The organism is Arthrobacter sp. CJL-S3 (assembly GCF_056711635.1).
In genome coordinates this window covers 1,486,050-1,509,747 of record NZ_CM160046.1, presented here as the reverse complement: position 1 = coordinate 1,509,747, position 23,698 = coordinate 1,486,050, and the positions used below count along the sequence as shown (strand labels likewise).

Genomic DNA, 23,698 nt, shown 5'->3' with positions numbered 1-23,698 from the left:
CAACTAAGCATTGCCAGCGGCACCGCGGCGGCGGGCGGACCACACCGGTCCGCCCGCCGCCATCGGTTAAGGCCCGCGGCCTAGGGCCGTGCCGGTCCCGGGGCGCTCAGGCTGCGGCGAGGCGCCGCCGGCGGCGGTGCTGCAGCACCAGCCCCAGCAGGCACAGCGCGACGCCGCCCACCCCCACGGCGACGAATCCGGAGGAGGGGCCGACGCCGTCGATGAACACGCCGGCGAGCGGCGCGCCGAGCGCGACGCCGCCGGTGAGGGCCGAGCCGTACCAGCCCATGGCCTCGCCGCGGCGGCGCTCGTCGACGAGTTCGGCGACCTTCTCCGAGGCTGCCGACAGCACCGGGGCGCAGAGCAGTCCCGGCAGGAGCGCGAGCAGGCTGAGGGTCCAGGTGTCCTGCGCGAAGGCCATGGGAATGCTCAGCGCGGACATCCCCATCAGCAGCAGGATCGGCGAGATGGGCCGGTGCATGGCGCCATAGATCACGCCGCCGACCACCGAAGCCCCGCACCAGAAGAGGAAGACCAATCCGATCTCGGCCTGGTGGCCGCCGGTTTCGAGGGCGGCAACGATCCCGACGTCGGTGCCGCTGAGGACCATGCCGGCCCCGGCGGCGACGGCAAAGACGGCGGCCACGGCGGGGGTGAACCAGACGAAATTATGGATGACCTTGTGGCGCAGCCCGGCACGTTCCAGTCGCCGGTCCCCGGCGGCGGCCAGCGGGGCGAACTCAGCGGCAGCCTCCTGCAGGCGGGCCGGGGCGGCAGCGACCACCGCAACCTCGGCTGCTTCCTGCTGGCTTGCCTCGAACGCGGCATCGGACTCGTACCCGGCACCGGACGCGGCTTCGGCCCCAGGGCCGGGTTCGGCGCTGCGGGTCGGCGGGTTGAACCACATCAGGAAGAGCCCGGACACCGAGGTGGCGACACCAACAATGGTCAGCCCCAGGACCGAGAGTCCGGCGGTGGCGACGAGGGCCCCCGCCGCGGGGCCGATCATAAAGACCAGTTCGGTGGAGATGGCGTCGAGGGCAAAAGCCGTGCGCCGTTGCTCCCCCGTGGCCAGGACGCCGAGGGACTGGCGGACGACGCTGAAGATCGGCAGGGTCAGCAGGCCGCCGACGAACACCAGCGGCAGCAGCAGCTCGTAGGACACGTGCGGCACCACCGACCAGATGACAGCCTCGCAAATGACCGACGGAATAAGGGCCCGCCGCAGGCCCACGGTATCGACGCGCCGGCCGCGCCAGGGTGCTCCGACCGCAATGCCGATGGTCATCACGGCAGCCGCGGCCCCGGCCGCGGCGTAACCCTGCCCGAGGGTGAGGACGATGTGCAGGGTCAGCAGGACCCCGGCCGCGGAGTGCGGTATGCGGGCCACCATCCCCACCAGCAGGAGCCGCCTGATCGGCCGAACGGCCAGCAGCTCCCGGTACAGCGCGAAGTTCACGTAGCTTTCATCCTTCCGGTACTGCCCCCGGCAGCACCGGGATCTCCCCCGCTGGCCGTCAGCTACTGTGCTGCGCGCTGCAATTTGACCTCGATGGAGTCAACCCGCTCAGCAAATACTTCATTCCGCGCCCAGGCACTGTTGAGGCCGGACACGATGGACTGGACGCCGGCGGCGTCGAGCCCGTCTTCAAGGTAGAGCATGACGCGGAGTTCCGGGCCTGGGCCCCCGCCCTGCAACGGGGTCCCGTCGGCCGCACGCGAGGCAACTCCACCGCCTGGATGAATTTCAACACGGCGGACCGCGGGAAAGCCAACCGCGGCTTCGCCGAGGCTCCGGGCGAGCTCGGGATCAGCGTACGACGGGGTCCAGTCCCGCTGCTGGGCCAGGGCCCACACGGCGGGCCGGCGCACGACGAAGGTCACTGCCGAGCCCGGGTCCAGCACGAGCAGTTCGGCGTTCTCGGCGACCGCGGAGAGTGCCGCGCGGGCAGCGTAGACGGCCACCGGGCGTGCTTCCGGGTGCCAGGCCTGGAGCGAAGCGGCCGAGGTAAACACGGGCATCGCCGTCCGCCCGTCCGGGGCCTTGAGCGTCACGAGGGCCATGTCCGCCTGTTTGTCGGCCTGCAGGCCGCCGGCACCGTCGCCTTCTTCGGCGAGGGTGGCCAGGATCGGGACGAAGACCCGTGCCGTCGCCAGCGCGGCCACCACCGCGGCCTCGTCGCCGTCGCCGGACGCGAGGGCCGCCAGCGCCGCGAGGTATCCGGCGTCGGCCGCGCCGTCGTCGTCCTCGAAATTGTGGATGTGGGCGCTGTCGCCGGACAGGCTGCGTCCGGCCCAGGGCTGGCCCGCCGAGTCCGCGGCCCCGCCCGCGCCGGCCAGGGCCGCCGCGATGTGTCCGGGCAACGGGCGTGACGTGGCGGGATGGTCGGCGGCGTGCTCGCCCGCGGGACGGTGCTCCATGCTGCGGACTTAGCTAGCGCCGGCCGGCGACGTCGAGGGCCTCGGGCAGCGTGAAGTTGCCGTTGTAGAGGGCCTTCCCGACGATGGCGCCCTCGACGCCGAGCGGCACGAGGGAGCGCAGGACCTTGAGGTCGTCCAGGCTGGAGATCCCGCCGGAGGCGATCACGGGTTTGCCGGTCTTCTCCACCATCTGGCGCAGCAGTTCGACGTTGGGTCCCTGGAGGGTGCCGTCCTTGGTGACGTCGGTGACGACGTAACGGGCGCAGCCGGCCTCTTCGAGGCGTCCGAGGACGTCCCAGAGGTCGCCGCCCTCCTTGGTCCAGCCGCGGCCGGCCAGCGTGGTGCCGCGGACATCGAGCCCGACGGCGATCCGGTCGCCGAAGCGCTCGATCACCCGGGCCGTCCACTCCGGGTTTTCCAGGGCCGCGGTGCCGAGGTTCACGCGGGCGACCCCAAGGTCGAGGGCCTTCTCGAGCGACTCGTCGTCGCGCAGGCCGCCGGAGAGCTCCACCTTGATGTCGAGCCGGCCGACCACTTCGCGGAGCAGGTCGGCGTTGGAGCCCCGGCCGAACGCGGCGTCGAGGTCAACGAGGTGGACCCACTCAGCCCCCTGCTGCTGCCAGTTGAGCGCGGCTTCCAGCGGGGTGCCGTAACTCGTTTCGCTGCCGGCCTCGCCCTGGACGAGGCGGACCGCCTGGCCGTTGACGACGTCGACGGCGGGCAGCAGCTCCAGCACGGGCAGCGGGGTTTCGGTGGTCATCGTGGATCCTCAGTTTTCAGGGTCGGCAGGTGGTCGGGGGCGCCGCGGGGGGTCAGGCGGCGGGCAGTGTCAGGAGGTAGGCGGCGAGCAGCGCCATTCCAGCCAGGACGTAGAACACGACCTGGACCCAGCGCGGGCTCTTCTGCTGGCGGAAGGACAGCGCTCCGCCGACCAGCAGGCCGGCGAGGCCCATCAGGACGATGGACCACATCTAGGCGGTCCCGGCTTCCGGGGCGGCGGGGGTGCCGGAGCGCTCCCGCAGGCCTTCCACCCAGTTGCGCAGCAGGCGCGCGCCGGCGTCGCCGGACTTCTCCGGGTGGAACTGCGTGGCGCACAGCGGGCCGTTTTCCACGGCGGCGATGAACGGGGCACCATGCTCCGACCAAGTGACAAGCGGCGCCGTCATGCGCGGCTGGATGACGTCGAAGTCCCACTGCTGGACCCCGTAGGAGTGCACGAAGTAGAAGCGTTCGTCCTCGACACCGGCGAACAGCTTGGACCCCGCCGGGACGGACACGGTGTTCCAGCCCATGTGCGGGACGACGTCGGCGGGAAGGAGCTCGACCTTTCCGGGCCACTCCCCCATGCCTTCCGCGACGGTGCCGTGCTCGACGCCGGCCTCGAAGAGGACCTGGAGGCCCACGCAGATGGCCAGCACGGGGCGGCCGCCAGCGACGCGGCGCCCGATCATGCGGATGGCATCAACGGCTTTGAGCTCGCGCATCACGGTTTCGAACGCCCCGACCCCGGGGACCACGAGGCCATCGGCGTTGAGGACGTCCTCCGGCCGGGAGCTGAGGATGACCTCGGCGCCGGCGCGTTCGAGGGCGCGCACGGCGGACCGGACGTTGCCGGAGCCGTAGTCCAGGACCGTGACGGTGGGCTTGCCGTCCGGCGAGGCCGGCTTCCGGCCGGCGTCCGGGTCGATGATGGCGCCGTCCTTCAGGATCTTCCCGGTCACAGGGCACCCTTGGTCGACGGGATGCCCTCGACGCGGGGATCCGGCTCGACGGCGGCGCGCAGGGCGCGGGCGAAGGCCTTGAACTGGGCCTCGACGATGTGGTGCGGGTCCCGGCCGGCGGTGACGTTCATGTGCAGGCAGATTCCGGCGTGCAGGGTGATCGCCTCGAAGACGTGGCGGGTCAGGGAACCGGTGAAGTGTCCGCCGATCAGGTGGTATTCCTGGCCGGCAGGCTCGCCGCCGTGCACGAGGTACGGGCGGCCGGAGACATCGACGACGGCGTGCGCGAGGGCCTCGTCGAGGGGAACGGTGGCTTCGCCGAAGCGGCGGATCCCGGCCTTGTTTCCGAGCGCGGTGCGCAGGACCTCGCCGAAGGTGATGGCCACATCCTCGACCGTGTGGTGGACGTCAATGTGCGTGTCGCCGGTGGCCTTGACCGTCATGTCGATCAGGGAGTGCTTGCTCAGCGCCGTCAGCATGTGGTCGTAGAACGGCACCGAGGTGCTGATGTCCGAGACGCCGGTGCCGTCCAGGTTGATCTCGACCAGCACGGATGACTCGCTGGTGGTCCGTTCCATGCGTGCGGTCCGGCCCTCGGCAGCGGTTGATCCGGTGTTGCTCATGTGGGTGTCCTTTGGATGACGACGGTGCCCGGCGAACAGGGCAGGGTGGATGTCCTGGGTTAAGTCTAGGCGGGCTGCACGGCGCGGCCGGCCAGGATCCGTTCGAGGGCTTCGAGGAAGGCTGTGGTTTCCGTCTCAGTCCCGGCGGTGACACGCAGGTGCCCCGGAATGCCCACGTCCCGGACCAGCACACCGGCGTCGAGCAGGCCCTGCCAGACCTCGTGCGGGTTGTCCAGACCGCCGAAGAAGACGTAGTTCGAGTCGGAGGCAGCCGGCTTGAGGCCCATCCGCTGCAATTCGGACACGATCCTGTCCCGCTGGCGCTTGATGTCCTCGACGTCGGCCATCAGCGCGACCCGGTGGTGCAGGGCGGCCAGGGCTGTCGCCTGGGTGATGGCCGAGAGGTGGTACGGGAGCCGGACCAGGCGCAGGGCGTCGGTCACCTCCGGCGCCGCGGCCATGTAGCCAACCCGGGCGCCGGCGAGGGCGAAGGCCTTGCTCATGGTCCGCGAGACGATCAGCCGTTCCCGGCCGGGCAGCAGCGTGAGGGCGCTGGGCGTGCCGTCGTGGGCGAACTCGTGGTACGCCTCGTCGACGATCACGATGGTCTGGCTGGCTTCCCCGGCCTCGTAGACGGCCTCCACGACGTCCAGGCCCAGCCCGGTGCCGGTGGGGTTGTTCGGGGAGCACAGGAAAACGATGTTCGGCTGGAGTTCGCGGACCTGGCGGGCGGCCGAGGCGGCACTGAGTCCGTAGTCGTCGGCGCGGACCCCGACGATGTACCCGGTGTCCGTGCCGGAGGCCAGCAGCGGGTACATGGAGTACGTGGGAGGGAATCCGAGGGCGGTGCGCCCCGGGCCGCCGAACGCCTGGAGGATCTGCTGGAGAACCTCGTTGGAGCCGTTTGCTGCCCAGATGTTGTCCGCCCCGAGTCCGTGCCCGAGGTATTCCGCGAGGGCTTCGCGCAGTTCCGTGAACTCGCGGTCCGGGTAACGGTTCAAGCCGGCCGCGGCGATCGTGACGGCCTCCGAGATGGCGGCGCGCACGTCGGCGGGAACACCATGAGTGTTCTCGTTGACATTGAGCAGGATGGGGACGTCCAGCTGCGGCGCGCCGTACGGCGTCAGTCCGCGCAGATTGGTCCGGAGGGGAAGTCGGTTCAGGCGCTCTAGCTGGTCAGTCACTGCACCAGTTTAAGTGAGACCGCGGCGGGCCCTGAAACTGTGACGGGTTGAACGGCTTACTTGGACGGGATGAAGAGCGCCTGGCCGGGAACGACGCGGGCGGCTTCGAGGTTGTTCAGCTGGATGATATCGGTGACAACGTCGCGGGGGTCCCGTTCCGGTGCCACGGATGCGGCGATCGCCCACAACGACTCACCGGGCTGCACCGTCACTGTCACCGTGGGGGTCAGCGACAGCCCGGCTGCGGACTCCGCCGCCTTGGCCGGGGCGTTGAGGAAGCCGCTGAGGGTAAGGATGAGCGCGGCCAGCAGGATCAGCGGCACCCCGATGAAGACAAAGCGCCCCCGCCGGGTGAGCCGCAGCGGCGCCTGCTTGGCCCGCTGCTTGCCAACGGCGCCCCGCTTGCTGGCCGTGCCCTGCCGGCCGGCGGACGCACCGCCGTCGGGCCGGCCGTACTCGCCGAATGCGTCGCGGCCGAAAGTGTCGTGAAACGCGCTTGATGCTGACATGAACTGAGCCCTCCTGGACCATACTGTGCCGCCCGGCGTACTCCACGTACTTGCCGCCAACCGGCCTAACCTTCGAACAAAGAACCGAACGTCATGCTGTGCCCGAACAGTGCCCCACCCTCAAAACAGAGAATGACTAGAACACATATTCGAACCTTGCTTGTTCTGTTTTAGCACTTATTAACGAACAATGTCGAGACTCGCTAGAACAAATGTTTGAAAAAGCCCTGCGGCTGGCCTACGTTTGAGTCAAAGAACAACCACTTCTGTAGTTGATCAGCAGGGTCTGACATTTCAGACCGGAAGTTCCCGGCAGCCGCAGCCACGGCAGCCGGGCGGAACGGAAAGGCGTTGGCGAACATGGCAGCACAAGCCACTGGCGGCAGGGCCACCCAGCGGGGCCCGCAGGCGGCCCGGCCACCCAAAAGCCTCACCGTCCGGCAAAAGAAGATCCTGGAAACGATCCAGCGCTCGGTCACGGACAACGGCTATCCGCCCTCGATGCGCGAGATCGGCGACACCGTCGGCCTGGCAAGCCTCTCCAGCGTCACCCACCAGCTCTCACAGCTGGAAAAACTCGGCTACCTGCGGCGCGACCCCAAGCGCCCCCGTGCCATGGAAGTGCTGATGCCGCTGACCCTCGACGAGGGAACGACGAAGATGTCCGGGGCTGAGAAGTCGGGCGGCCTGCGCACGGTCGGCGGATTGTCCGTGTCCGAACTGGCCAGCGCCACCGACACCGCCATGGTGCCGCTGGTGGGCCGCATCGCCGCCGGCGGCCCGATCCTGGCCGACCAGGTCGTCGAGGACGTGATGCCGCTGCCCCGCCAGCTCGTGGGCCACGGCGAGCTCTTTATGCTCAAGGTTGCGGGGGATTCGATGATCGACGCCGCCATCTGCGACGGTGACTGGGTGGTCGTGCGCCAGCAGGGCGACGCCGTCAACGGTGACATCGTCGCCGCGCTGCTGGACGACGAAGCGACAGTCAAGACGTTCCGCCAGCGCGACGGCCATACCTGGCTGCTGCCGCAGAACACCCAGTACGAGCCCATCCTCGGCGATCACGCCGTCATCATGGGCAAAGTCGTCTCGGTTCTGCGCTCCCTCTAGGACCGGTCAGCCGGCACGCCGACAGCTGCGAAGGGCCCCGCCCGCACCGGACGGGGCCCTTGGCGTTCCCGCCGGGCTACGTGGCGGGCTGCCTGGATTCCTTTGCGAGCCGCTCCAGGGCCGCGAGGGCGATCGCGGGGTCGGTGGTGGGCCAGAACGGCGGCAGGGCGGCGCGGAGGAATCCCCCGTACCGCTCGGTGGTGAGCCGTGAGTCGAGCACTGCCACCACTCCCCGGTCCGTTGTGGTGCGGATCAGGCGCCCGGCGCCCTGGGCCAGCCGGATGGCGGCGTGGGTCGCGGACACGCTCATGAAGCCGTTGCCGCCGGCCTGGGCCACCGCACGGGACCGGGCCGTCATCAGCGGATCGTCGGGCCGCGGGAACGGGATCCGGTCAATCACGACGAGACGGCATGAGGTCCCCGGCACGTCGACACCCTGCCACAGCGACATGGTGCCGAAGAGGCAGGTGTCCGGTTCGTCGGCGAACTGTTTCACCAGCGCGGTCATGGTCGAATCCCCCTGGCAGAGGATGCTCATGTCCAGCCGCGGCCGCAGCGCCTCGGCGGCGTCCTCGGCAGCGCGCCGGGACGAGAACAGGCACAGGGCCCCGCCGCCGGAGGCCCGGATCAGCTTCTCGAGCTCGTCGAGGGCCTCCGGGGACGTGCCACGGCCGGGTTTGGGCAGGTGCTTGGCCACATAGAGGATGCCCTGTTTCGGGTACTCGAAGGGCGAGCCGACGTCGACCCCGGTCCAGCTCGGGGCACCCGGTCCGACCAGGCCCAGGCCGGCGGCGGCCGGTTCGAACGCGGACCCGATCGCCAGGGTCGCCGAGGTCAGGATCACGGTGTGGTCCGCGAACAGGCCCTCGCGGAGCCGCCCGGCGACGCTGAGCGGGGCGATGTTGATCAGGGCCGGCGCGGACTCGTCGGGCTGGGAGTAACCCTGCTGCGGGTCGAAGGTGCTGTTGCGGGAGAACCAGACCACTTCGCGGTTTTCGCGGGCGGCGAGCAGCCGTTCGCAGAGCTCCAGGATCACCATAAGGCGGGAGCGCGCGAGCTGGCGGCCGCCGTCGGCGGTGTTGGCGCTGTCCCCCTTGGAGTCCGAGAGCGCCGCGCGGCAGGCGTCCCGCAACTGGTCCACGCAGTCCAGCTGTTCGCTGTTCAGGCCGTTGGGCATGAGGCCGCTGGGGACCCCTTCAATGGCAAGTTCGAGGTTGGACGCGGCGTTGTTCAGGGCGTCCACGGTGATGCCCGTGTTCTTCCGGGCCCCGGACGCGGCAACGTGCACCATCGCGACGGAGAGCTGGCCGGACACGGCGCCCGTCACCCGGTCCTGCAGCTCGTGGGCTTCATCGACCACCACAACGTCGTACTCCGGCAGGACCGCGAGGCCCTCGAAGGCGCTGACGGCCAGCATGGCGTGGTTGGTGACGACGACGTCGGCGTCCGCGGCGTTCTGCCGGGCCAGTTCGGAAAAGCATTCGGCCGCGAGGGGGCACTTCTGCGCGCCCAGACACTCCATGGAGGTGACGGAGACCTGCCGCCAGGCACGGTCCGTGACCCCGGGCAGGAGTTCATCCCGGTCCCCCGTCACGGTGTCCTCGGCCCATTCGCGCAGCCGGACGACCTCCTTGCCGAGCTGGGACGACGGGCCGCCCATCGCCGCGGCGAAATGCGGGACGGAGGTGTCCTCGCCGAGCGAGAAGAGCTGGCCCTCGGAGGGCTCCTCGGAGGGGAAGCCGCCTTCGAGCTTGTGGCGGCACACATAGTTGGAACGGCCCTTGACGAGGGCGACCTTGACGGGCCGTTCCAGCGCCGGGGTAATGGTCTTCAGCAGCCGCGGCAGGTCCCGGCCGACGATCTGGGTCTGGAGGGCCAGCGTGGCCGTGGAGACCAGGGTGGGCTTGTCGCTGACGAGCGAATGGGCGATCAGCGGGATCAGGTAGGCGAGGGACTTGCCGGTTCCGGTCCCGGCCTGGACCAGCAGGTGGTCGCCGCTGTCAATCGCGTGCGCCACCTGCCGGGCCATCTCGTGCTGGCCGTCGCGGCTCTGTCCGCCCATGCCGGACACGGCGCGGTCGAGCAGTTCGATGACGAACTCCCCGCCGGCCGGGCTGCGTGGTCCCGCCGAAGGTTCTTCGCCGGGTTCGGTCCCCGCGGTTTCAGTCATTGCTGATGAACGAATCCAGTTCAGCGGCGAATCCTTCGCGCACCATCACGACGGCGCGGGTGCCCGCTTCCTCGTGGTCGAGGCTGAGGATCTCGGCGTCGGTCTCGTGCAGCTTGCTGAGCAGGTCCCCGCGGTTGTACGGGATCATCAGTTCGAGCTTCACGCTGGGCCGCGGGATGCCTTCGCTGATGGCCTTGAGCAGTTCCGGGATGCCCTCGCCGGTACGTGCCGACACCACCACGTGGCGCGGTTCGCGCTGCTTCAGCCGTTCGATCACGAAGGGATCCGCGGCGTCGGCCTTGTTCAGGACGATGATTTCCGGGACCTTGCGGGCGTCGACCTCGCTGAACACCTTGCGGACGGCGGCGATCTGGCCTTCCGGATCCGGGTGGGAGACGTCCACGACGTGCAGGATCAGGTCCGCGTCCGCGACTTCCTCCAGGGTGGAGCGGAATGCCTCCACGAGCTGGGTGGGGAGTGACCGGACGAAGCCCACGGTATCGGCCAGGGTGTAGCCCAGCCCGTCCGAGGTCTCGGCCTTGCGGACCGTCGGATCCAGTGTGGCGAACAAAGCGTTCTCCACCAGCACCCCGGCGTCGGTCAGCCGGTTCAGCAGCGAGGACTTGCCGGCGTTGGTGTACCCGGCGATCGCCACGGACGGCACGGCATTACGACGGCGGTTGGCGCGTTTGGTCTCCCGGGCAGGCTTCATCGCGGCGATTTCACGCCGCAGCTTGGCCATCCGGGTGCGGATCCGGCGGCGGTCCAGTTCGATCTTGGTTTCACCGGGACCGCGCGAGCCCATGCCGGCACCGGCGCCGCCCACCTGGCCACCGGCCTGGCGGGACATCGAGTCACCCCAGCCGCGCAGGCGCGGGAGCAGGTATTCGAGCTGGGCCAGTTCCACCTGGGCCTTGCCCTCGCGGCTCTTGGCGTGCTGGGCGAAGATGTCCAGGATCAGGGCCGTGCGGTCGATGACCTTGACCTTGACGATGTCTTCCAGGCTGCGGCGCTGGGACGGTGCCAGTTCGGCATCGACGACGACGGTGTCGGCGCCGGTGGACATCACGATGTCCTTGAGTTCCTGGGCCTTGCCGGAGCCGAGGAAGGTTCCGGGGTCGGGCTTGGCGCGGCGCTGCACGATTCCGTCGAGTACCTCCGAGCCGGCGGTCTCGGCGAGAGCAGCGAGTTCGCGGAGCGAGTTCTCGGCGTCGGCGAGGGTGCCTTCGGTCCAGAGGCCTGCCAGCACGACACGCTCGAGGCGCAGCTGCCGGTATTCGACTTCGGTGACGTCTTCCAGTTCCGTGGACAGCCCGGCGGTACGGCGCAGGGCGTGCCGTTCCTCGAGGTCCTGCTGGTCGCCGTCATAGTTGCTGTGTTCCTCGCCCTGCCGGGAGATCGCCTGCGCCTTGCCGAGCACCGACGTGGACTCGCCGGCAGCGGGGACTGCCTTCCGGGCAGGGGTGTCCTTGGAGAGGATCCGGTCGATGACAGCTTGGATTTCCGCAGGACTCATGTCCTGGGCTGCTGAATCGGGTCCGGTGTTGGGCTGACTGGTCATGGTCTCCTTTAGAGGTTCGGCAGTTTTAGAATAGTGCCGATCGGTGTTGTCTGGGGCGGTATTCGCGCTGGGCTGACGACTATTCGTCAAATGGGGGCTCCTGGAATGCCCGCGGCAGCGGTGCCGGGGCAGGGCGGGCTCCGCGAGGGAGCAGTGAGAAAGGGAGGGAACAGGCGTGGTGAGGCCTTGAGGAGGGAGAAACTTTCCGCCCGGCCGGGCTCCATGAGCACTGCCAGACTCCAAGTGGATCGGGCGCCAGCGGCCGGGTCCTTTTCAGGATCGTCGCGGGGTGGCGCACTGAGCGGAAGGTGACTACCTGCGTCGCTGCGGGGACGGGATTTAACCCGTGCCGGCTACTTGAAGTTCAAGAACATGTATTTAACACTAGCAGACGGCCCTGCTGCCAGACGGTCCATCGGCCTACGGCCCGACGCCGCGGTTTCGCCTACGGCCCGGGGTCCAACTAATCTGGGCAGTTATGGAGTCTGCACACTATTTCAGCGCCCAGCCGGCCGGGCCGTTCACCCGCAAGCCTCTGACCGTGGAGCTTGCCGGTGAGACCCGGCACCTGCAGACGTCCTCGGGCATCTTCAGCCCGGACGGCATCGACAAGGGCACGGCCGTGCTGCTTGCCGAGGCGCCCGCCCCGGCCCCGCAGGGAACGCTGCTGGATATCGGCTGCGGCTGGGGTCCGATCGCCCTGACCCTGGCCCTCCGGGCTCCGCACGCCCGGGTCTACGCCGTGGATGTCAACGAACGGTGCGTGACCCTGACCAACGAGAACGCCGCGCTGTTGGGGCTGGGCAATGTCACGGCCAGCACACCCGACGCCGTCGACCCCGGGATCCGGTTCGACACGATCTGGTCCAACCCGCCCATCCGGATCGGCAAGGACGAGCTGCATGCCCTGCTCTTGCTGTGGCTGCCGCGGCTGGCGCCCGGCGGCTCCGCTTGGCTGGTGGTGCAGAAGAACCTGGGGTCGGATTCCCTGCAGCGCTGGCTTGCCGCGGAACTGGACAGCAGCTTCACGGTGACGCGCGAGAGCACCTCGAAGTCTTTCCGTATCCTTCGGGTCAGGAAAGCGTCCCAGTAGCGACGATCACCGCAGGGCCGCTGAGCTCGACGTGCTCGTGGCCCTCCGCCCCGAGGAAGAATTTCACTCCGACGACGCCGCCCGGGACGTGGACGTTCCAAACGTCCGGGGCGCCCTGGCCGGCCCAGTGGCGGATCGCGACGGCGGCCGCGCAGGCGCCGGTGCCGCAGGACTGGGTCTCCCCCACTCCCCGCTCGTGTACGCGCATGGTGATGGTTCCGACGCCGTCGTGGACCAGCGGCTCGGACGGGACGACGAACTCGACGTTGGTCCCGCGGGGCGGCGCGGGGTCCACGTGGGGTGGGGTGAACAGCTGGGTGGCTTCCAACTCGGCCAGTTCGGCCAGCGCCACGACGGTATGCGGGTTCCCCATGCTGACGGACAGGGCGGGGCGTGCGACCTCCAGGCCCCTTGCGCTGACCAGCGAATCCATGGCCCGTGCGGTGGCCTCGCCGGGGAAGATGAACTCCCAGGGGCCCATGTCGACAGCGTAGCCGGCGGCGGTGCGGACGATCGTTTTGGCCCCGCCCCGGGTGCCGATGGTCAGCGATTCGCCGGCGGGCAGCTCGACCAGGCCTTCGGCGATCAGGAAGTGCACAAAGACGCGCACGCCGTTGCCGCACATTTCGGAGAGCGAGCCGTCGCCGTTGCGGTAGTCCATGAACCATGCGGCGTCCGGGTGTTCCGTCAGCAGCTCCTGGCCCTCCGGGAGCAGCCGGGACGGGACGGCGCGGATCAGTCCGTCGCCACCGATGCCGCGGTGCCGGTCACAGAGTGCAGCGACCTGTTCGGGTGTCACTGCCAGGGTGCCGTTGGGGTCCGCCAGGAGCACGAAGTCGTTCCCGGTGCCGTGGCCTTTGGAAAACTTGAGTCCGCTCAGGGCTGCAGTGTCACCGGTGGAGTTGCGGTCAGCGGCCAGGGCCAGGGTTTCATCCATGCTCCAAGGTTACCGTTCCGGGCCGGGCCGCCGGCTGACCGCCCCGGCAAGCCGGGCGGCCAGCCGTCCGCCTGTGGGGGTCTTTCAGCCGGCGAGGCAGAGGGCGGCGGCCCTGGCCACGAGGTCCGGGTCCTGCCAGTCGAGCCAGTGGATCCGGGGGTCGGCACGGAACCAGGTCAGCTGCCGGCGGGCGAACTGCCGGGTCGCGACGATGGTTTCCTCCGCAGCCTGCGCCACGTCGGATTCGCCGTCGAGGACCCTGAGGAACTGGGCGTAGCCGAGCGCGCGCGGGGCCGTCCGGCCGAGCCGGAGCCCGGCGGCGTCGAGGGTCCGGACTTCCTCGAGCAGCCCGCGTTCCACCATGGCGTGGACCCGGCGGGCGAGCCGTTCCCGGAGCTCCCCGCGGTCCACCTCAAGCCCGATCTGCACCGCGGGCTGGACGTACTCGCGGGTGGGCATGAAGGAGCTGAAGGGCCTTCCGGTCAGCTCGAACACCTCAAGCGCGCGGATGATCCGGCGCGCGTCGCCGAGCCGGCCGGCGGAGACCGGGTCCACGGATTCCAGCCGGGCGCGCAGCGGCGCCGCCCCGCCGGTTTCCAGTTCCGCCTCGAGCCGGTGCCGGATGGCCGGGTCCGTGCCCGGGAATTCCAGCACGTCCAGGGCGGCGCGGACATAGAGCCCGGAGCCTCCGGCCAGGATGGCGCGTTTCCCCCGGGCGTGGATGTCGGCGATGAGCGCACGGGCCTGCTGCTGGAAGTCCGAGACGCTCGCTTCCTCGGTCACGTCCAGGATGTCCAGGAGGTGGTGCGGCACTCCCCTGCGCTCGGCCTCGGTGATCTTGGCGGTACCAATGTCCATGCCGCGGTAGAACTGCATGGAGTCGGCGTTGATGACCTCGCCGCCGAGCTCCAGTGCCAGCGCGACGGCGAGGTCGGACTTGCCGGAGCCGGTCGGCCCGACGACGGCGATGACCGGCAGCGCCGGTACCGCACTGTCCTGGGCCGGGCGGTCCTGGGCCGGGCCAGCCTCCGGGACCTGCGCTGTGGCCGCCGGGGCGTCCTGCGGGTCCGTCACGGGTTAGCGGCCGCGGACGGGAAGGGTGGGCATGCCCAGGGACACTCCCGTGGTGCCGGACGCGGATCCCGGAACGGGTGCCCCGCAGGAGTCGGCCTGGGACCTGTCCCAGGCATCGCCGGCCCGGGAGCGGCGAAGGCTGTAGTCGTCCGCCGACGCCGGGTCGGCGACGAGGTGGAACGCGGCGGCCTCGGTGATGGTCACGGTGACCAGGTCGCCGGGGCGGGGCGTCGCAGCGCCGGCCGGGACGGAGAAGTGGACCAGGCGCTGGTCCTGGGACCGTCCGGAGAGCCGGTGGGTTTCCCCGGCTTTGCGCCCGGACTGGGCCGTGACCATGACCTCCACGCGCCGGCCGAGCTGGCGGGCGTTCTCCTCGGCGGCGATCCTGTCCTGCAGCGCCGTGAGGCGTTCGAAGCGTTCCTGCACGACGGCCTTGGGGAGCTGGTCCGGGAGCTCGGCGGCGGGGGTACCCGGCCGCTTGGAGTACTGGAAGGTGAAGGCGGTGGCGAAGCGGGACTTCTCCACGACGTCGAGCGTGGCCTGGAAGTCCTCCTCGGTTTCACCGGGGAACCCGACGATGATGTCCGTGGAGATGGCGGCGTGCGGGATCTTCTCGCGGACCTTGTCCAGGATGCCCAGGAACTTGGTCGAGCGGTAGGACCGCTTCATGTCCTTAAGGACCTTGTCCGAACCGGACTGCAGGGGCATGTGCAGCTGCGGCATGACATTGGGGGTCTCGGCCATGGCGTCGATGACATCGTCGGTGAAGGCGGCGGGGTGCGGGCTCGTGAACCGGACGCGTTCCAGGCCCGGGATGTCCCCGCAGGCGCGGAGCAGCTTGGAGAAGGCCTGCCGGTCGCCGAATTCGACGCCGTAGGAGTTCACGTTCTGGCCCAGCAGTGTTACTTCGATGGCGCCGTCGGCGACGAGGGCCTGGATCTCGGCCAGGATGTCGCCGGGACGTCGGTCCTTTTCCTTGCCGCGCAGGGCTGGGACGATGCAGAAGGTGCAGGTGTTGTTGCAGCCGACGGAGATTGACACCCAGCCGGAATAGACCGAGTCCCGCTTGGTCGGCAGGGTGGAGGGGAAGACGTCGAGGGACTCGAGGATTTCGAGCTGGGCTTCCTTGTTGTGGCGGGCCCGTTCCAGCAGGGCCGGCAGGGCGCCGACGTTGTGGGTGCCGAAGACGGCGTCCACCCACGGGGCCTTCTTCAGGATGGTGTCGCGGTCCTTCTGTGCCAGGCAGCCGCCGACGGCGATCTGCATTCCGGGGTTGGCGGCCTTGGCCGGCGCCAGCATGCCGAGGTTGCCGTAAAGCTTGTTGTCGGCGTTTTCCCGCACCGCGCACGTGTTGAAGACCACGACGTCGGCCAGTTCCCCGGCGGCGGGGACGTAGCCGGCGGCTTCGAGCATCCCGGACATGCGCTCGGAGTCGTGCACGTTCATCTGGCAGCCGAAGGTCCGCACCTGGTAGGTGCGGGGCTGCTGCGGGGCGGAGGGCTGCGCCCCGGGCCCCGGGGTGGACGTGGCGTCCGTGGAAGGGGTGGTGCCGGCTGCTGGGGAAGGAATGGTCAAACTCACCTGTTAAGGGTACCGGGTCGGCACGGCGCCGGGGCGTCCTCAGAAATCAGCCGGGGACCCGGCATCCGAACCGGCCACGGCGTCGTCGAGGACTTCGCCTACGATCCGGAAGGCCTGGGACGGCTGGTAGCCCTTGCGGGCGAGCATGGACGCGAGCCGGCGCGTGGTTTTGTCCCGCTCGGCGCGGTCCTCGAACCCGGTCACGCCCCGGAGTTTGCGCTGGACGAGTTCGCGGGCTGCGGATTCCTCGTCCTCGTCGCTGAGTTGTGCCAGGGCGATGGCGGCGGCTTCCGTGCCGATGCCCTTTTCGGCGAGTTCCCGCCGGAGCGCACCCTTGGCGAGTTTGCGGCTCTGCGCACGGGACCGCACCCACATCTCGGCGAAGTCGGCGTCGTCGATGAGCTTTACTTCCTCGAAGCGGTCCAGCACGGCTTCGGCGACGTCGTCCGGGACGTTGCGCTCGGCCAGTTTGCGGGCGAGCTGCAGGCGGCTTTTGGGCGAGTTTGTCAGCTGCCGCAGGACAATGGCCCGCGCGACAGCGGCGGGGTCCGCATCCCGGTCCAGTTCGGCGGCAGGACCCGCCCGGCGGGCGCCGTCCCCGGGCCGGTCTGCATCGTCAACGCCGGGGGCAGGATTCCTTGACGGGAATCCTGCCCCTTTGCGCCGTCGGCCGTTAGAAGCCGTCAACGGCCTTCAGCTTCGGTTCTGCTTCGGTTTCGGCGGGGGCCTTGACGCCGACGCCGAGCTTTTCCTTGATGAGCCGCTCCAGCTCAGCAGCCAGTTCGGGGTTGTCGCGCAGGAAGCGGCGGGAGTTCTCCATGCCCTGGCCCAGCTGGTCACCGTCGTAGGTGAACCAGGAGCCGGACTTCTTGATGATGCCGTGCTCGACACCCATGTCGATGATGCCGCCTTCGCGGGAGATGCCCTGGCCGTAGATGATGTCGAATTCGGCGATCTTGAAGGGCGGTGCCATCTTGTTCTTGACGATTTTTGCCTTGGTGCGGTTTCCGACGGAGTCAGCGCCCTCCTTGAGGGTCTGGATCCGGCGGACGTCGATGCGGATCGAGGCGTAGAACTTCAGGGCCTTGCCACCGGTGGTGGTTTCCGGGGAGCCGAAGAAGACGCCGATCTTCTCGCGCAGCTGGTTGATGAAAATGGCCGTGGTCTTGGTCTGGCTCAGGCGGCCGGTGATCTTACGGAGGGCCTGGCTCATCAGGCGGGCCTGCAGGCCGACGTGGCTGTCGCCCATGTCGCCTTCGATTTCCGCGCGGGGAACGAGGGCGGCAACGGAGTCAATGACAATGACGTCCAGGGAACCGGAGCCGATCAGCATGTCCATGATCTCCAGGGCCTGCTCGCCGGTGTCCGGCTGGGAGACCAGCAGGGCGTCGGTGTCGACGCCGAGCCGGGCGGCGTACTCAGGATCGAGGGCGTGCTCGGCGTCGATGAAGGCAGCGATGCCGCCCAGGCGCTGGGCACTGGCGACCGCGTGCAGGGCCACCGTGGTCTTACCGGAGGATTCCGGTCCGTAGATTTCCACGACGCGGCCGCGGGGCAGGCCGCCAATTCCCAGGGCGATGTCCAGTGCGATGGAACCGGTCGGAATGACCTCGATGGGTGCACGGACCTCATCGCCAAGGCGCATGACGGAGCCTTTGCCGAACTGCTTGTCAATCTGGGCCAGCGCTGCGTCAAGCGCTTTCTGGCGATCCGGGGCTGCGGCCATGGTTCACACCTCTAATACTTTCTCGCTGTGGAGTGGCCGTTCCGGCCCTGTGTCGTGATCGGTTGTTGTGATCAGTGTTCGTGATCGGTTTTTCTGTCATTACTGAAGCTACTGGCACCCACCGACAGAGTTGCCTGCATGCCCCGCGTATGTGGAAAAAGCACTAAAAAAAGCATAGTCCTACCCGAACAGATATTCGAACAATCAGCGCGGCGTGTCAGGCGCCGGCTGCCGGCACGGCGCTGGAACGCCGCCTGCCGGAGCTGGGGCCGGGGCCGGGGTCAGCGGGGTTTGACGTCACGGCCTAGCCGCCGCTCGGGCGGGACATCCTGGACCTCGCACACCGCGAGCCACACCTGCCGGGGCGGCACCCCCGCACTCAGGGCCTGGTCGGCTGTCCGGCCGCCGACCCCCGCAAGGACCAGGGAGCTGCTGAGGACCCGGGAATACCCTGCCCCGAATTCGTCGTCCATGAGCCGCCAAAAGTCACTGATTCGCACCCTTCGAGTCTCTCACGGCACGGGAGGACTCTAGAATGGTTGCCATGAGCAACTCAGCCGTTGGCCCTGGGATCCCCGGCGGCGCTGACGATTCCACCGAAACAGCACTGACCGCCGTCGAGCACCAGCTGAGCCTGCTCTGGCGGCGCGCACGTTCGATCTCGCACCATCTCTCCCGCCAGGTTCACCCGGACATGGAACCAGCGGCCTATGGGCTGCTTTCCGTGATCCGCAAACAGGGGCCGATGCGGCTGACCGAGCTGGCCTCCAGCATCGGCGTCGGGAAGCCCTCGGTCAGCCGTCAGATCGCTTTCCTGGAGCGCCTCGGCCTGGTCTCCAAGGAAGCCGACCCGCTCGACGGGCGGGCGCAGATCATCCGGCTGACGCCCACGGGCGAAGAGCGGATGCACGAGGTGCAGGACGCGCGGCGCGAAGTCTTCCGCGAACGGCTGGGCGAGTGGCCGCTGGAGGAACTGCAGACCCTCTCCCGCTACATCGCCAAACTCAACGCCACCTATGAGCGTGACGGCTTCCCCCGGGACGAACCGCAGTAGCCCTGCAGTTCCGCCGAGGCCGGCCACCCGCGGGCTGCCGGGCAGCAGCCGCCGGCTGGCACCCGCCGGGCAGGCGTCAGAGGCAGGCGAATATAGGGCACGCAAAAGACCCCGGCACACCGCCGGGGTCTTTTGTCGAGTAGTGGGTGGCGGGGCTAGCGTGCCCCGGAGAGGAGGCCCTTGGCCAATTCCTCGTTCAGGTCGGAGTTGAGCTCACGGTCCAAGTCACGGCCGTAGCGCTGGGCAAACTCCTGCGGGACGGTGTCCGGAACCGCAACTCCCTCGGCGACGGCGACTCGGTCGCTGACTTCGCGGAGCATGCTGGAGAGCGGAACATCGAGGGCCGAGCAGATCGAGGAGAGCAGCTCCGAGGAGGCTTCCTTCTGGCCGCGTTCCACTTCACTCAGGTAGCCCAGGGAAACGCGGGCACTGTGCGAGACTTCGCGGAGGGTACGGCCTTGGCGTTGGCGGACATCGCGGAGCACATCACCGATTTCGTGACGAAGTACAACCATCTTGCGCTCCTTCTGTTCGCTCTTAGCCTGATCGGCGAGGCCCACATCCTTCCAGCGGACAACGCCGTTAACGGATACGGGCTGCTTTACCATCTGTATCGCCTTGCTCCCTCTTTATGTCGAGCCCGCTGGTCAAAGCGGACACTGATGATGCTTTCATCCTAGGCGCCTCCCTTATTCGGAAGCGACACAATGTAACAACTATTAGGAATCAAGTTTTGTTCCCGGCAACTTTACGCCCGGTAGCTTCCGGACGCCAGAGCCTCCAGCAGGCGTTCCAGGGCGGCGGCGCAGGCCTGTCCGCGGATCTCCGGCCGGTTCCCCTCGAAGCTGTACCCGAACGACGTCGAGCCGTCCGCGGTGGCGACGCCGATGTAGACGGAGCCCACGTCCTTGCCGCCGTGCGGCTCCGGGCCGGCGACGCCGGTGGTGGCGACGCCGATGTCGGCGCCGCAGATCCTGCGGGCGCCCTCGGCCATGGCCTCGGCGACCTTGCCGTCGACGGCACCGACGGTGTCCAGCAGCTCCCGGGGCACTCCAAGAACGTCGGCCTTGACCGAGTTCTGGTAGGACACCACCCCGCCCTGGAGCATCCCGGATGCGCCGGGGGTGTCGGCGAGCATCGCGGCGACCATGCCCGCGGTGAGGGATTCGGCCGTGGCAACGGTCAGGCCGCGGCTGACCGCCCCGGTGACGGCCTGTTCGGCCAGGTGATGCAGGTTGATCGGACGGTGGGGAACGGTCATGACTTGCCCTCCTGGATCTTCTGTTGCTGTGCCCGTTTGCCGCTGGCGCGCAGCTTGAGGGCCTCGATGACGTATTCGCCGCCGGTCCAGACCGTGATGGCCAGGGCCACCATCATGACCGCGAAGGCCACGACGCCGAGCCACGGCGCAATCGAGGCCAGCGGGAGGATGTACAGGAAGATGGCCACGGTCTGGATGACGGTCTTGAGTTTCCCGCCGCGCGACGCCGGGATCACGCCGTAGCGGATGACGAAGAAGCGCAGGGCGGTGACACCCCACTCACGGACGAGGATCAGGATGGTGACCCACCAGGGCAGCTCCCCCAGCAGCGAGAGCATCACGAGGGCGGAACCGATCAGGAGTTTGTCCGCGATGGGGTCGGCGATCTTGCCGAAGTCGGTGACGAGGCCGCGGCTGCGGGCGATGTCGCCGTCGAGCTTGTCCGTGTAGATGGCGACGGCGAAGGTCGCCGCGGCGATCCAGCGCCAGACGCCGTTCTGGGCGACCAGCCCCGGTGCGTCCAGCAGGAGGAACCAGACGAAGAACGGCACCATCACAATCCGCAGCATCGTCAGGATGTTGGGCAGGTTCCAGATCCGGGACGCGGATCCGGTGCTGTTTGCTTCGGCGCTAGTCACCTTCCTAGGCTACCGTCCGGTGAGCGACCAGGCGTCCTCGGAGCCCCCGTCGTCGTCGTCCGGGCCGCCGGAGCCGCCGTTGGCCCCGTCGGCGCCGTCGAAGTATTCCGTGTTCTGGCCGCGACGGTCCAGGTCCGCGGCGACGAGGTCCTCCGCGTAGCCGCCCTGGGCGACGTTGGCGTTGGCGTTCTCGCTCAGCGCCGCGGTCTGGGAATCGGCGATCGCGGGCACCTCCATGCCCTTCATGGCCGCGAGAACGGTCGCCAGGTCATCGGGTTTGACCAGCACGTCGCGGGCCTTGGAGCCCTCGGAGGGGCCCACCACGCCGCGGGATTCGAGCAGGTCCATGAGCCGTCCGGCCTTCGCGAAGCCGACCCGCAGCTTGCGCTGCAGCATCGAGGTGGATCCGAACTGGGTCGTGACCACGAGTTCGGTGGCCTGCAGCAGGACCTCGAGGTCGTCGCCGATGTCGTCGTCGATCTGCTTCTTCGGCGCCTCGGGGGCGACGTCGTCGCGGTACTCGGCCTTGAGCTGGCCCTTGACGTGCTCGACGACCTTGTGGATTTCGGATTCGGTGACCCAGGCGCCCTGGACACGCATGGCCTTCGAGGCGCCCATGGGCAGGAAGAGCGCGTCGCCCTGGCCGATCAGTTTCTCGGCGCCGGGCTGGTCCAGGACCACGCGGGAGTCGGTGACCGAGGAGGTCGCGAACGCCATCCTCGACGGCACGTTGGCCTTGATCAGGCCGGTGACGACGTCGACCGAGGGCCGCTGGGTGGCGAGCACCAGGTGGATGCCGGCGGCACGGGCCAGCTGCGTGATGCGGACGATCGAGTCCTCGACGTCGCGCGGGGCGACCATCATCAGGTCCGCGAGCTCGTCGACGATCACCAGGAGGTAGGGGTACGGCCGGATGACCCGTTTGGACCCCTCGGGCGGGTGGACCTTGCCGGCGCGGACGGCCTTGTTGAAGTCGTCGATGTGCTTGAAGCCGTAGTTGGCGAGGTCGTCGTAGCGGGCGTCCATCTCGCGGACCACCCACTGCAGGGCCTCGGCGGCCTTTTTGGGGTTGGTGATGATCGGAGTGATCAGGTGCGGGACGCCCTCGTAGGCGGTGAGTTCCACGCGCTTGGGGTCCACCATGACCATGCGGACCTCGTCGGGGGTGGCGCGCATCAGGATGGAGGTGATCATGGCGTTCACGAACGCCGACTTGCCGGCACCGGTGGCACCCGCCACCAGGAGGTGCGGCATCTTGGCGAGGTTCGCGACGACGTAGCCGCCCTCGACGTCCTTGCCGACGCCGATCACCATGGGGTGCTCGGTCCGCCGCGCGTTCTGGCTGCGGAGCACATCGCCCAGGGACACGGTCTCGCGGTCCGTGTTGGGGATCTCGATGCCGATCGCGGACCGGCCGGGGATGGGGCTCAGGATGCGGACGTCCGAGCTGGCGACGGCGTAGGAGATGTTCTTGGACAGCGCGGTGACACGTTCCACCTTGGTGCCCGGGGAAAGTTCGATCTCGTAGCGGGTCACGGTGGGGCCGCGGCTGAAGCCGGTGACCTGTGCCTCGACGTTGAACTGGTTCAGCGTTTCGGTCAGTGAGGCGACAATGGCGTCGTTGGCTTCGGTGCGTTCCTTGGGGATGGAGCCCGGTGTCAGCACGTCCGAGGCCGGCAGCGTATACGTCACGTCGCCGGCGAGCGAGAGCTGTTCGGTGCGCTGCGGAATGGGGGTGGGCAGCGGCACCGGAACGACGGGTTTGGAGGGGACCTGCGCGGCGGCCGCCACCGCGGCAGCGCCGGGTGCGGGGGCTGCCGGGTTCAGCGAGCCGGCGGCGACCATGCCCGGGGTGACGAGCGGGATCGCCTCGGTGGCGTTGTCCCCGGCCGCGGCGGCGCTGCCCAACCCCTGGGCGGCCTTGATCTTCTCGACGGCGAGCTCGGCCTGGGTGGGGCGGCGCACTCCCGGTGCGACGGACCTGGAGGCTGTCTTGGCACCACCGGCGGCGCGGGCCGCTTCGGCTTCCTCGTCGGCGATGAGTGCCCGTTCGAAGGCCTCGTCGCCGACGTAGCCTTCGAGCCCGGTGTCCTCGTCCTGGTCCTTGCCGAAGAGGCGGCGGCGCTTCTTTTTGGCCGGGGCCGGGGTGTCGTTTTCGTAGAGGTAGCTGCGGTCGTGGCCGTCGGCCCTGGCGTCCTGGTCCTGCAGGTCGATGCCCATAAGGTGCTCGTAGGCACCGCGCAGCCGGCCCGGGATGGCGCCAAACGGCGTGGCGGTGACGATCAGCAGTGAGGTGAAGGCGAGCAGGCCGTACACGGCCAGCGGGACGGCCGGGTGGATGGCGGCCAGCGGGGCGGCGGCGAGGTAGCCGAGCATGCCGCCGGCCTGGCGCAGCCCGTCGAATCCCTCGGCGACGCTCGGTTCCCCGCCGATGACGTGGGCCAGGCCGGTGCCGGCGAAGGTCATGATCAGGAAGCCGATCCCGATCCGGTTGTTGCCGCGGCCGTCGACGGGCTGGCGGAACAGCCGGAAGGCGCAGACAATCAGCATGAGCGGCAGCAGCAGCGACATCCAGCCGAACGTGCCGTTGACGATTCCGTAGACCATGTCCGGGAACCAGCCCTGAAAGCCCCACCAGGCGAAGGTGGCGACGAAGACCCCCAGCGCGAGGTTGAACAGGGCTGCGCCGTCGCGGCGGTCCTCGGGGGCGAGGTCGCTGACGTCGTAGCCGATCCGGCGGATTCCCGCCCCGACGACGTGGGCTACGCCCAGCCAGGCACCGGCCACAACCCGGACCAGCCAGGGCTGTTTGGGTTCGACGGCGGCCAGCTGGCGGGTGCGCGCGGTCCCCGTTGTTCCGGAGGGCTTGCTGGTTTTGGACGCAGCCGGGCCGGAGCCCCGAGCCGAAGAGCTGCCTGATTTACCGCTGGGGTTTCCTCTAGGCGCGGAGGAAGTACGTGTCGCCATACCCGCTACGGTACCTGACTCCGGGCCGAAAACCGCGGATTTCCGGGCCTCCGCCGGGACCATGTTGC

Annotated in this window: 23 protein-coding genes; 3 read left to right on the top strand and 20 right to left on the bottom strand. The window is 68.9% G+C overall.

Features of this window, described 5'->3' with window-relative positions; translation table 11 throughout:
* Positions 1-106: 106 nt before the first annotated feature.
* The 8 genes from AC06G6_RS06765 to AC06G6_RS06730 all read right to left on the bottom strand — a co-directional run bounded on the left by AC06G6_RS06765 (position 107) and on the right by AC06G6_RS06730 (position 6,458).
* Complete coding sequence (locus AC06G6_RS06765) at positions 107-1,459, bottom strand: MFS transporter (protein ID WP_479827536.1); 1,353 nt, start codon at positions 1,457-1,459, stop codon at positions 107-109.
* A 62-nt stretch (positions 1,460-1,521) separates the two neighbouring features.
* Positions 1,522-2,421, bottom strand: a complete 900-nt coding sequence (locus AC06G6_RS06760; protein WP_479827534.1) for an SseB family protein — start codon at positions 2,419-2,421, stop codon at positions 1,522-1,524.
* Between the two features lie 13 nt (positions 2,422-2,434).
* Positions 2,435-3,181: a bifunctional 1-(5-phosphoribosyl)-5-((5-phosphoribosylamino)methylideneamino)imidazole-4-carboxamide isomerase/phosphoribosylanthranilate isomerase PriA gene (priA, locus tag AC06G6_RS06755; RefSeq protein WP_479827532.1), complete on the bottom strand. Its 747-nt coding sequence runs from the start codon at positions 3,179-3,181 to the stop codon at positions 2,435-2,437.
* 52 nt (positions 3,182-3,233) lie between these two features.
* The gene (locus AC06G6_RS06750) at positions 3,234-3,392 is read right to left on the bottom strand and encodes a hypothetical protein (protein WP_307458438.1); all 159 of its coding nucleotides are present in this window, start codon (positions 3,390-3,392) and stop codon (positions 3,234-3,236) included.
* Positions 3,393-4,142, bottom strand: a complete 750-nt coding sequence (gene hisH / locus AC06G6_RS06745) for an imidazole glycerol phosphate synthase subunit HisH (protein WP_479827530.1) — start codon at positions 4,140-4,142, stop codon at positions 3,393-3,395. It lies immediately after the preceding gene.
* Positions 4,139-4,765 (bottom strand): imidazoleglycerol-phosphate dehydratase HisB, encoded by a 627-nt coding sequence (gene hisB / locus AC06G6_RS06740; RefSeq protein WP_307458445.1) that lies wholly within the window; start codon positions 4,763-4,765, stop codon positions 4,139-4,141. Before hisB ends, hisH begins: the two co-directional genes overlap by 4 nt.
* Positions 4,766-4,830: 65 nt before the next feature.
* Entirely contained in the window at positions 4,831-5,949 is a 1,119-nt protein-coding gene (locus AC06G6_RS06735; protein WP_479827528.1) for a histidinol-phosphate transaminase, read from the bottom strand.
* A 56-nt stretch (positions 5,950-6,005) separates the two neighbouring features.
* Positions 6,006-6,458, bottom strand: a complete 453-nt coding sequence (locus AC06G6_RS06730) for a LysM peptidoglycan-binding domain-containing protein (RefSeq protein WP_479827526.1) — start codon at positions 6,456-6,458, stop codon at positions 6,006-6,008.
* 360 nt (positions 6,459-6,818) lie between these two features.
* Between AC06G6_RS06730 and lexA the strand changes: the two genes are divergently transcribed.
* Complete coding sequence (gene lexA / locus AC06G6_RS06725; RefSeq protein WP_479827524.1) at positions 6,819-7,568, top strand: transcriptional repressor LexA; 750 nt, start codon at positions 6,819-6,821, stop codon at positions 7,566-7,568.
* A gap of 76 nt (positions 7,569-7,644) precedes the next feature.
* Here the strand turns inward: lexA and AC06G6_RS06720 are convergent, their stop codons facing one another.
* Positions 7,645-9,738, bottom strand: a complete 2,094-nt coding sequence (locus AC06G6_RS06720) for an ATP-dependent DNA helicase (protein ID WP_479827522.1) — start codon at positions 9,736-9,738, stop codon at positions 7,645-7,647.
* Positions 9,731-11,299 (bottom strand): GTPase HflX, encoded by a 1,569-nt coding sequence (gene hflX / locus AC06G6_RS06715; protein ID WP_479827520.1) that lies wholly within the window; start codon positions 11,297-11,299, stop codon positions 9,731-9,733. Before hflX ends, AC06G6_RS06720 begins: the two co-directional genes overlap by 8 nt.
* 478 nt (positions 11,300-11,777) lie before the next feature.
* Here hflX and AC06G6_RS06710 point away from each other — a divergent pair, with 478 nt between their 5' ends.
* Positions 11,778-12,392 carry a class I SAM-dependent methyltransferase gene (locus AC06G6_RS06710; protein WP_479827518.1) on the top strand — a complete coding sequence of 205 codons (615 nt, stop codon included), beginning with the start codon at positions 11,778-11,780 and terminating at the stop codon, positions 12,390-12,392.
* On the opposite strand, the gene dapF is transcribed toward AC06G6_RS06710, so the two are convergent.
* From dapF to AC06G6_RS06680, 6 genes are all read right to left on the bottom strand, one after another.
* Positions 12,373-13,329, bottom strand: a complete 957-nt coding sequence (gene dapF, locus AC06G6_RS06705; protein WP_479827516.1) for a diaminopimelate epimerase — start codon at positions 13,327-13,329, stop codon at positions 12,373-12,375. The two genes, AC06G6_RS06710 and dapF, sit on opposite strands and share 20 nt — an antisense overlap.
* Before the next feature lie 84 nt (positions 13,330-13,413).
* Positions 13,414-14,307: a tRNA (adenosine(37)-N6)-dimethylallyltransferase MiaA gene (miaA, locus tag AC06G6_RS06700; protein WP_479828566.1), complete on the bottom strand. Its 894-nt coding sequence runs from the start codon at positions 14,305-14,307 to the stop codon at positions 13,414-13,416.
* A gap of 99 nt (positions 14,308-14,406) precedes the next feature.
* A complete protein-coding gene (miaB, locus tag AC06G6_RS06695; RefSeq protein ID WP_479827514.1) occupies positions 14,407-15,984 on the bottom strand; it encodes a tRNA (N6-isopentenyl adenosine(37)-C2)-methylthiotransferase MiaB in 1,578 nt (525 codons plus the stop codon).
* A gap of 39 nt (positions 15,985-16,023) precedes the next feature.
* The gene (locus AC06G6_RS06690; RefSeq protein WP_479828565.1) at positions 16,024-16,548 is read right to left on the bottom strand and encodes a regulatory protein RecX; all 525 of its coding nucleotides are present in this window, start codon (positions 16,546-16,548) and stop codon (positions 16,024-16,026) included.
* A gap of 109 nt (positions 16,549-16,657) precedes the next feature.
* Positions 16,658-17,710, bottom strand: a complete 1,053-nt coding sequence (recA, locus tag AC06G6_RS06685; protein WP_307458471.1) for a recombinase RecA — start codon at positions 17,708-17,710, stop codon at positions 16,658-16,660.
* Positions 17,711-17,991: 281 nt separating this feature from the next.
* Positions 17,992-18,210, bottom strand: a complete 219-nt coding sequence (locus AC06G6_RS06680) for a DUF3046 domain-containing protein (RefSeq protein ID WP_479827512.1) — start codon at positions 18,208-18,210, stop codon at positions 17,992-17,994.
* 44 nt (positions 18,211-18,254) lie between these two features.
* Here AC06G6_RS06680 and AC06G6_RS06675 point away from each other — a divergent pair, with 44 nt between their 5' ends.
* A complete protein-coding gene (locus AC06G6_RS06675) occupies positions 18,255-18,764 on the top strand; it encodes a MarR family winged helix-turn-helix transcriptional regulator (protein WP_479827510.1) in 510 nt (169 codons plus the stop codon).
* 155 nt (positions 18,765-18,919) lie between these two features.
* Here AC06G6_RS06675 and AC06G6_RS06670 read toward each other — a convergent pair whose 3' ends face one another.
* The 4 genes from AC06G6_RS06670 to AC06G6_RS06655 form a co-directional block, all read right to left on the bottom strand.
* Positions 18,920-19,372, bottom strand: coding sequence for a helix-turn-helix domain-containing protein (locus tag AC06G6_RS06670; RefSeq protein ID WP_354188493.1), 453 nt, complete (start codon positions 19,370-19,372; stop codon positions 18,920-18,922).
* Between the two features lie 140 nt (positions 19,373-19,512).
* Positions 19,513-20,025, bottom strand: coding sequence for a CinA family protein (locus AC06G6_RS06665; RefSeq protein ID WP_479827508.1), 513 nt, complete (start codon positions 20,023-20,025; stop codon positions 19,513-19,515).
* Positions 20,022-20,663 carry a CDP-diacylglycerol--glycerol-3-phosphate 3-phosphatidyltransferase gene (gene pgsA / locus AC06G6_RS06660; RefSeq protein ID WP_307458483.1) on the bottom strand — a complete coding sequence of 214 codons (642 nt, stop codon included), beginning with the start codon at positions 20,661-20,663 and terminating at the stop codon, positions 20,022-20,024. Before pgsA ends, AC06G6_RS06665 begins: the two co-directional genes overlap by 4 nt.
* Positions 20,664-20,672: 9 nt before the next feature.
* Positions 20,673-23,630, bottom strand: coding sequence for an FtsK/SpoIIIE family DNA translocase (locus AC06G6_RS06655; protein WP_479827506.1), 2,958 nt, complete (start codon positions 23,628-23,630; stop codon positions 20,673-20,675).
* Between the last annotated feature and the right edge of the window lie 68 nt (positions 23,631-23,698).

Excerpts from the sequence above, each read along its gene's own strand:
- AC06G6_RS06760 (WP_479827534.1), bottom strand. The coding sequence starts at position 2,421 with ATGGAGCACCGTCCCGCGGGCGAGCACGCCGCCGACCATCCCGCCACG.
- priA (WP_479827532.1), bottom strand. The coding sequence starts at position 3,181 with ATGACCACCGAAACCCCGCTGCCCGTGCTGGAGCTGCTGCCCGCCGTC.
- AC06G6_RS06750 (WP_307458438.1), bottom strand. The coding sequence starts at position 3,392 with ATGTGGTCCATCGTCCTGATGGGCCTCGCCGGCCTGCTGGTCGGCGGA.
- hisB (WP_307458445.1), bottom strand. The coding sequence starts at position 4,765 with ATGAGCAACACCGGATCAACCGCTGCCGAGGGCCGGACCGCACGCATG.
- AC06G6_RS06730 (WP_479827526.1), bottom strand. The coding sequence starts at position 6,458 with ATGTCAGCATCAAGCGCGTTTCACGACACTTTCGGCCGCGACGCATTC.
- lexA (WP_479827524.1), top strand. The coding sequence starts at position 6,819 with ATGGCAGCACAAGCCACTGGCGGCAGGGCCACCCAGCGGGGCCCGCAG.
- AC06G6_RS06720 (WP_479827522.1), bottom strand. The coding sequence starts at position 9,738 with ATGACTGAAACCGCGGGGACCGAACCCGGCGAAGAACCTTCGGCGGGA.
- hflX (WP_479827520.1), bottom strand. The coding sequence starts at position 11,299 with ATGACCAGTCAGCCCAACACCGGACCCGATTCAGCAGCCCAGGACATG.
- AC06G6_RS06710 (WP_479827518.1), top strand. The coding sequence starts at position 11,778 with ATGGAGTCTGCACACTATTTCAGCGCCCAGCCGGCCGGGCCGTTCACC.
- dapF (WP_479827516.1), bottom strand. The coding sequence starts at position 13,329 with ATGGATGAAACCCTGGCCCTGGCCGCTGACCGCAACTCCACCGGTGAC.
- recA (WP_307458471.1), bottom strand. The coding sequence starts at position 17,710 with ATGGCCGCAGCCCCGGATCGCCAGAAAGCGCTTGACGCAGCGCTGGCC.
- AC06G6_RS06675 (WP_479827510.1), top strand. The coding sequence starts at position 18,255 with ATGAGCAACTCAGCCGTTGGCCCTGGGATCCCCGGCGGCGCTGACGAT.
- AC06G6_RS06670 (WP_354188493.1), bottom strand. The coding sequence starts at position 19,372 with ATGGTAAAGCAGCCCGTATCCGTTAACGGCGTTGTCCGCTGGAAGGAT.
- AC06G6_RS06665 (WP_479827508.1), bottom strand. The coding sequence starts at position 20,025 with ATGACCGTTCCCCACCGTCCGATCAACCTGCATCACCTGGCCGAACAG.
- AC06G6_RS06655 (WP_479827506.1), bottom strand. The coding sequence starts at position 23,630 with ATGGCGACACGTACTTCCTCCGCGCCTAGAGGAAACCCCAGCGGTAAA.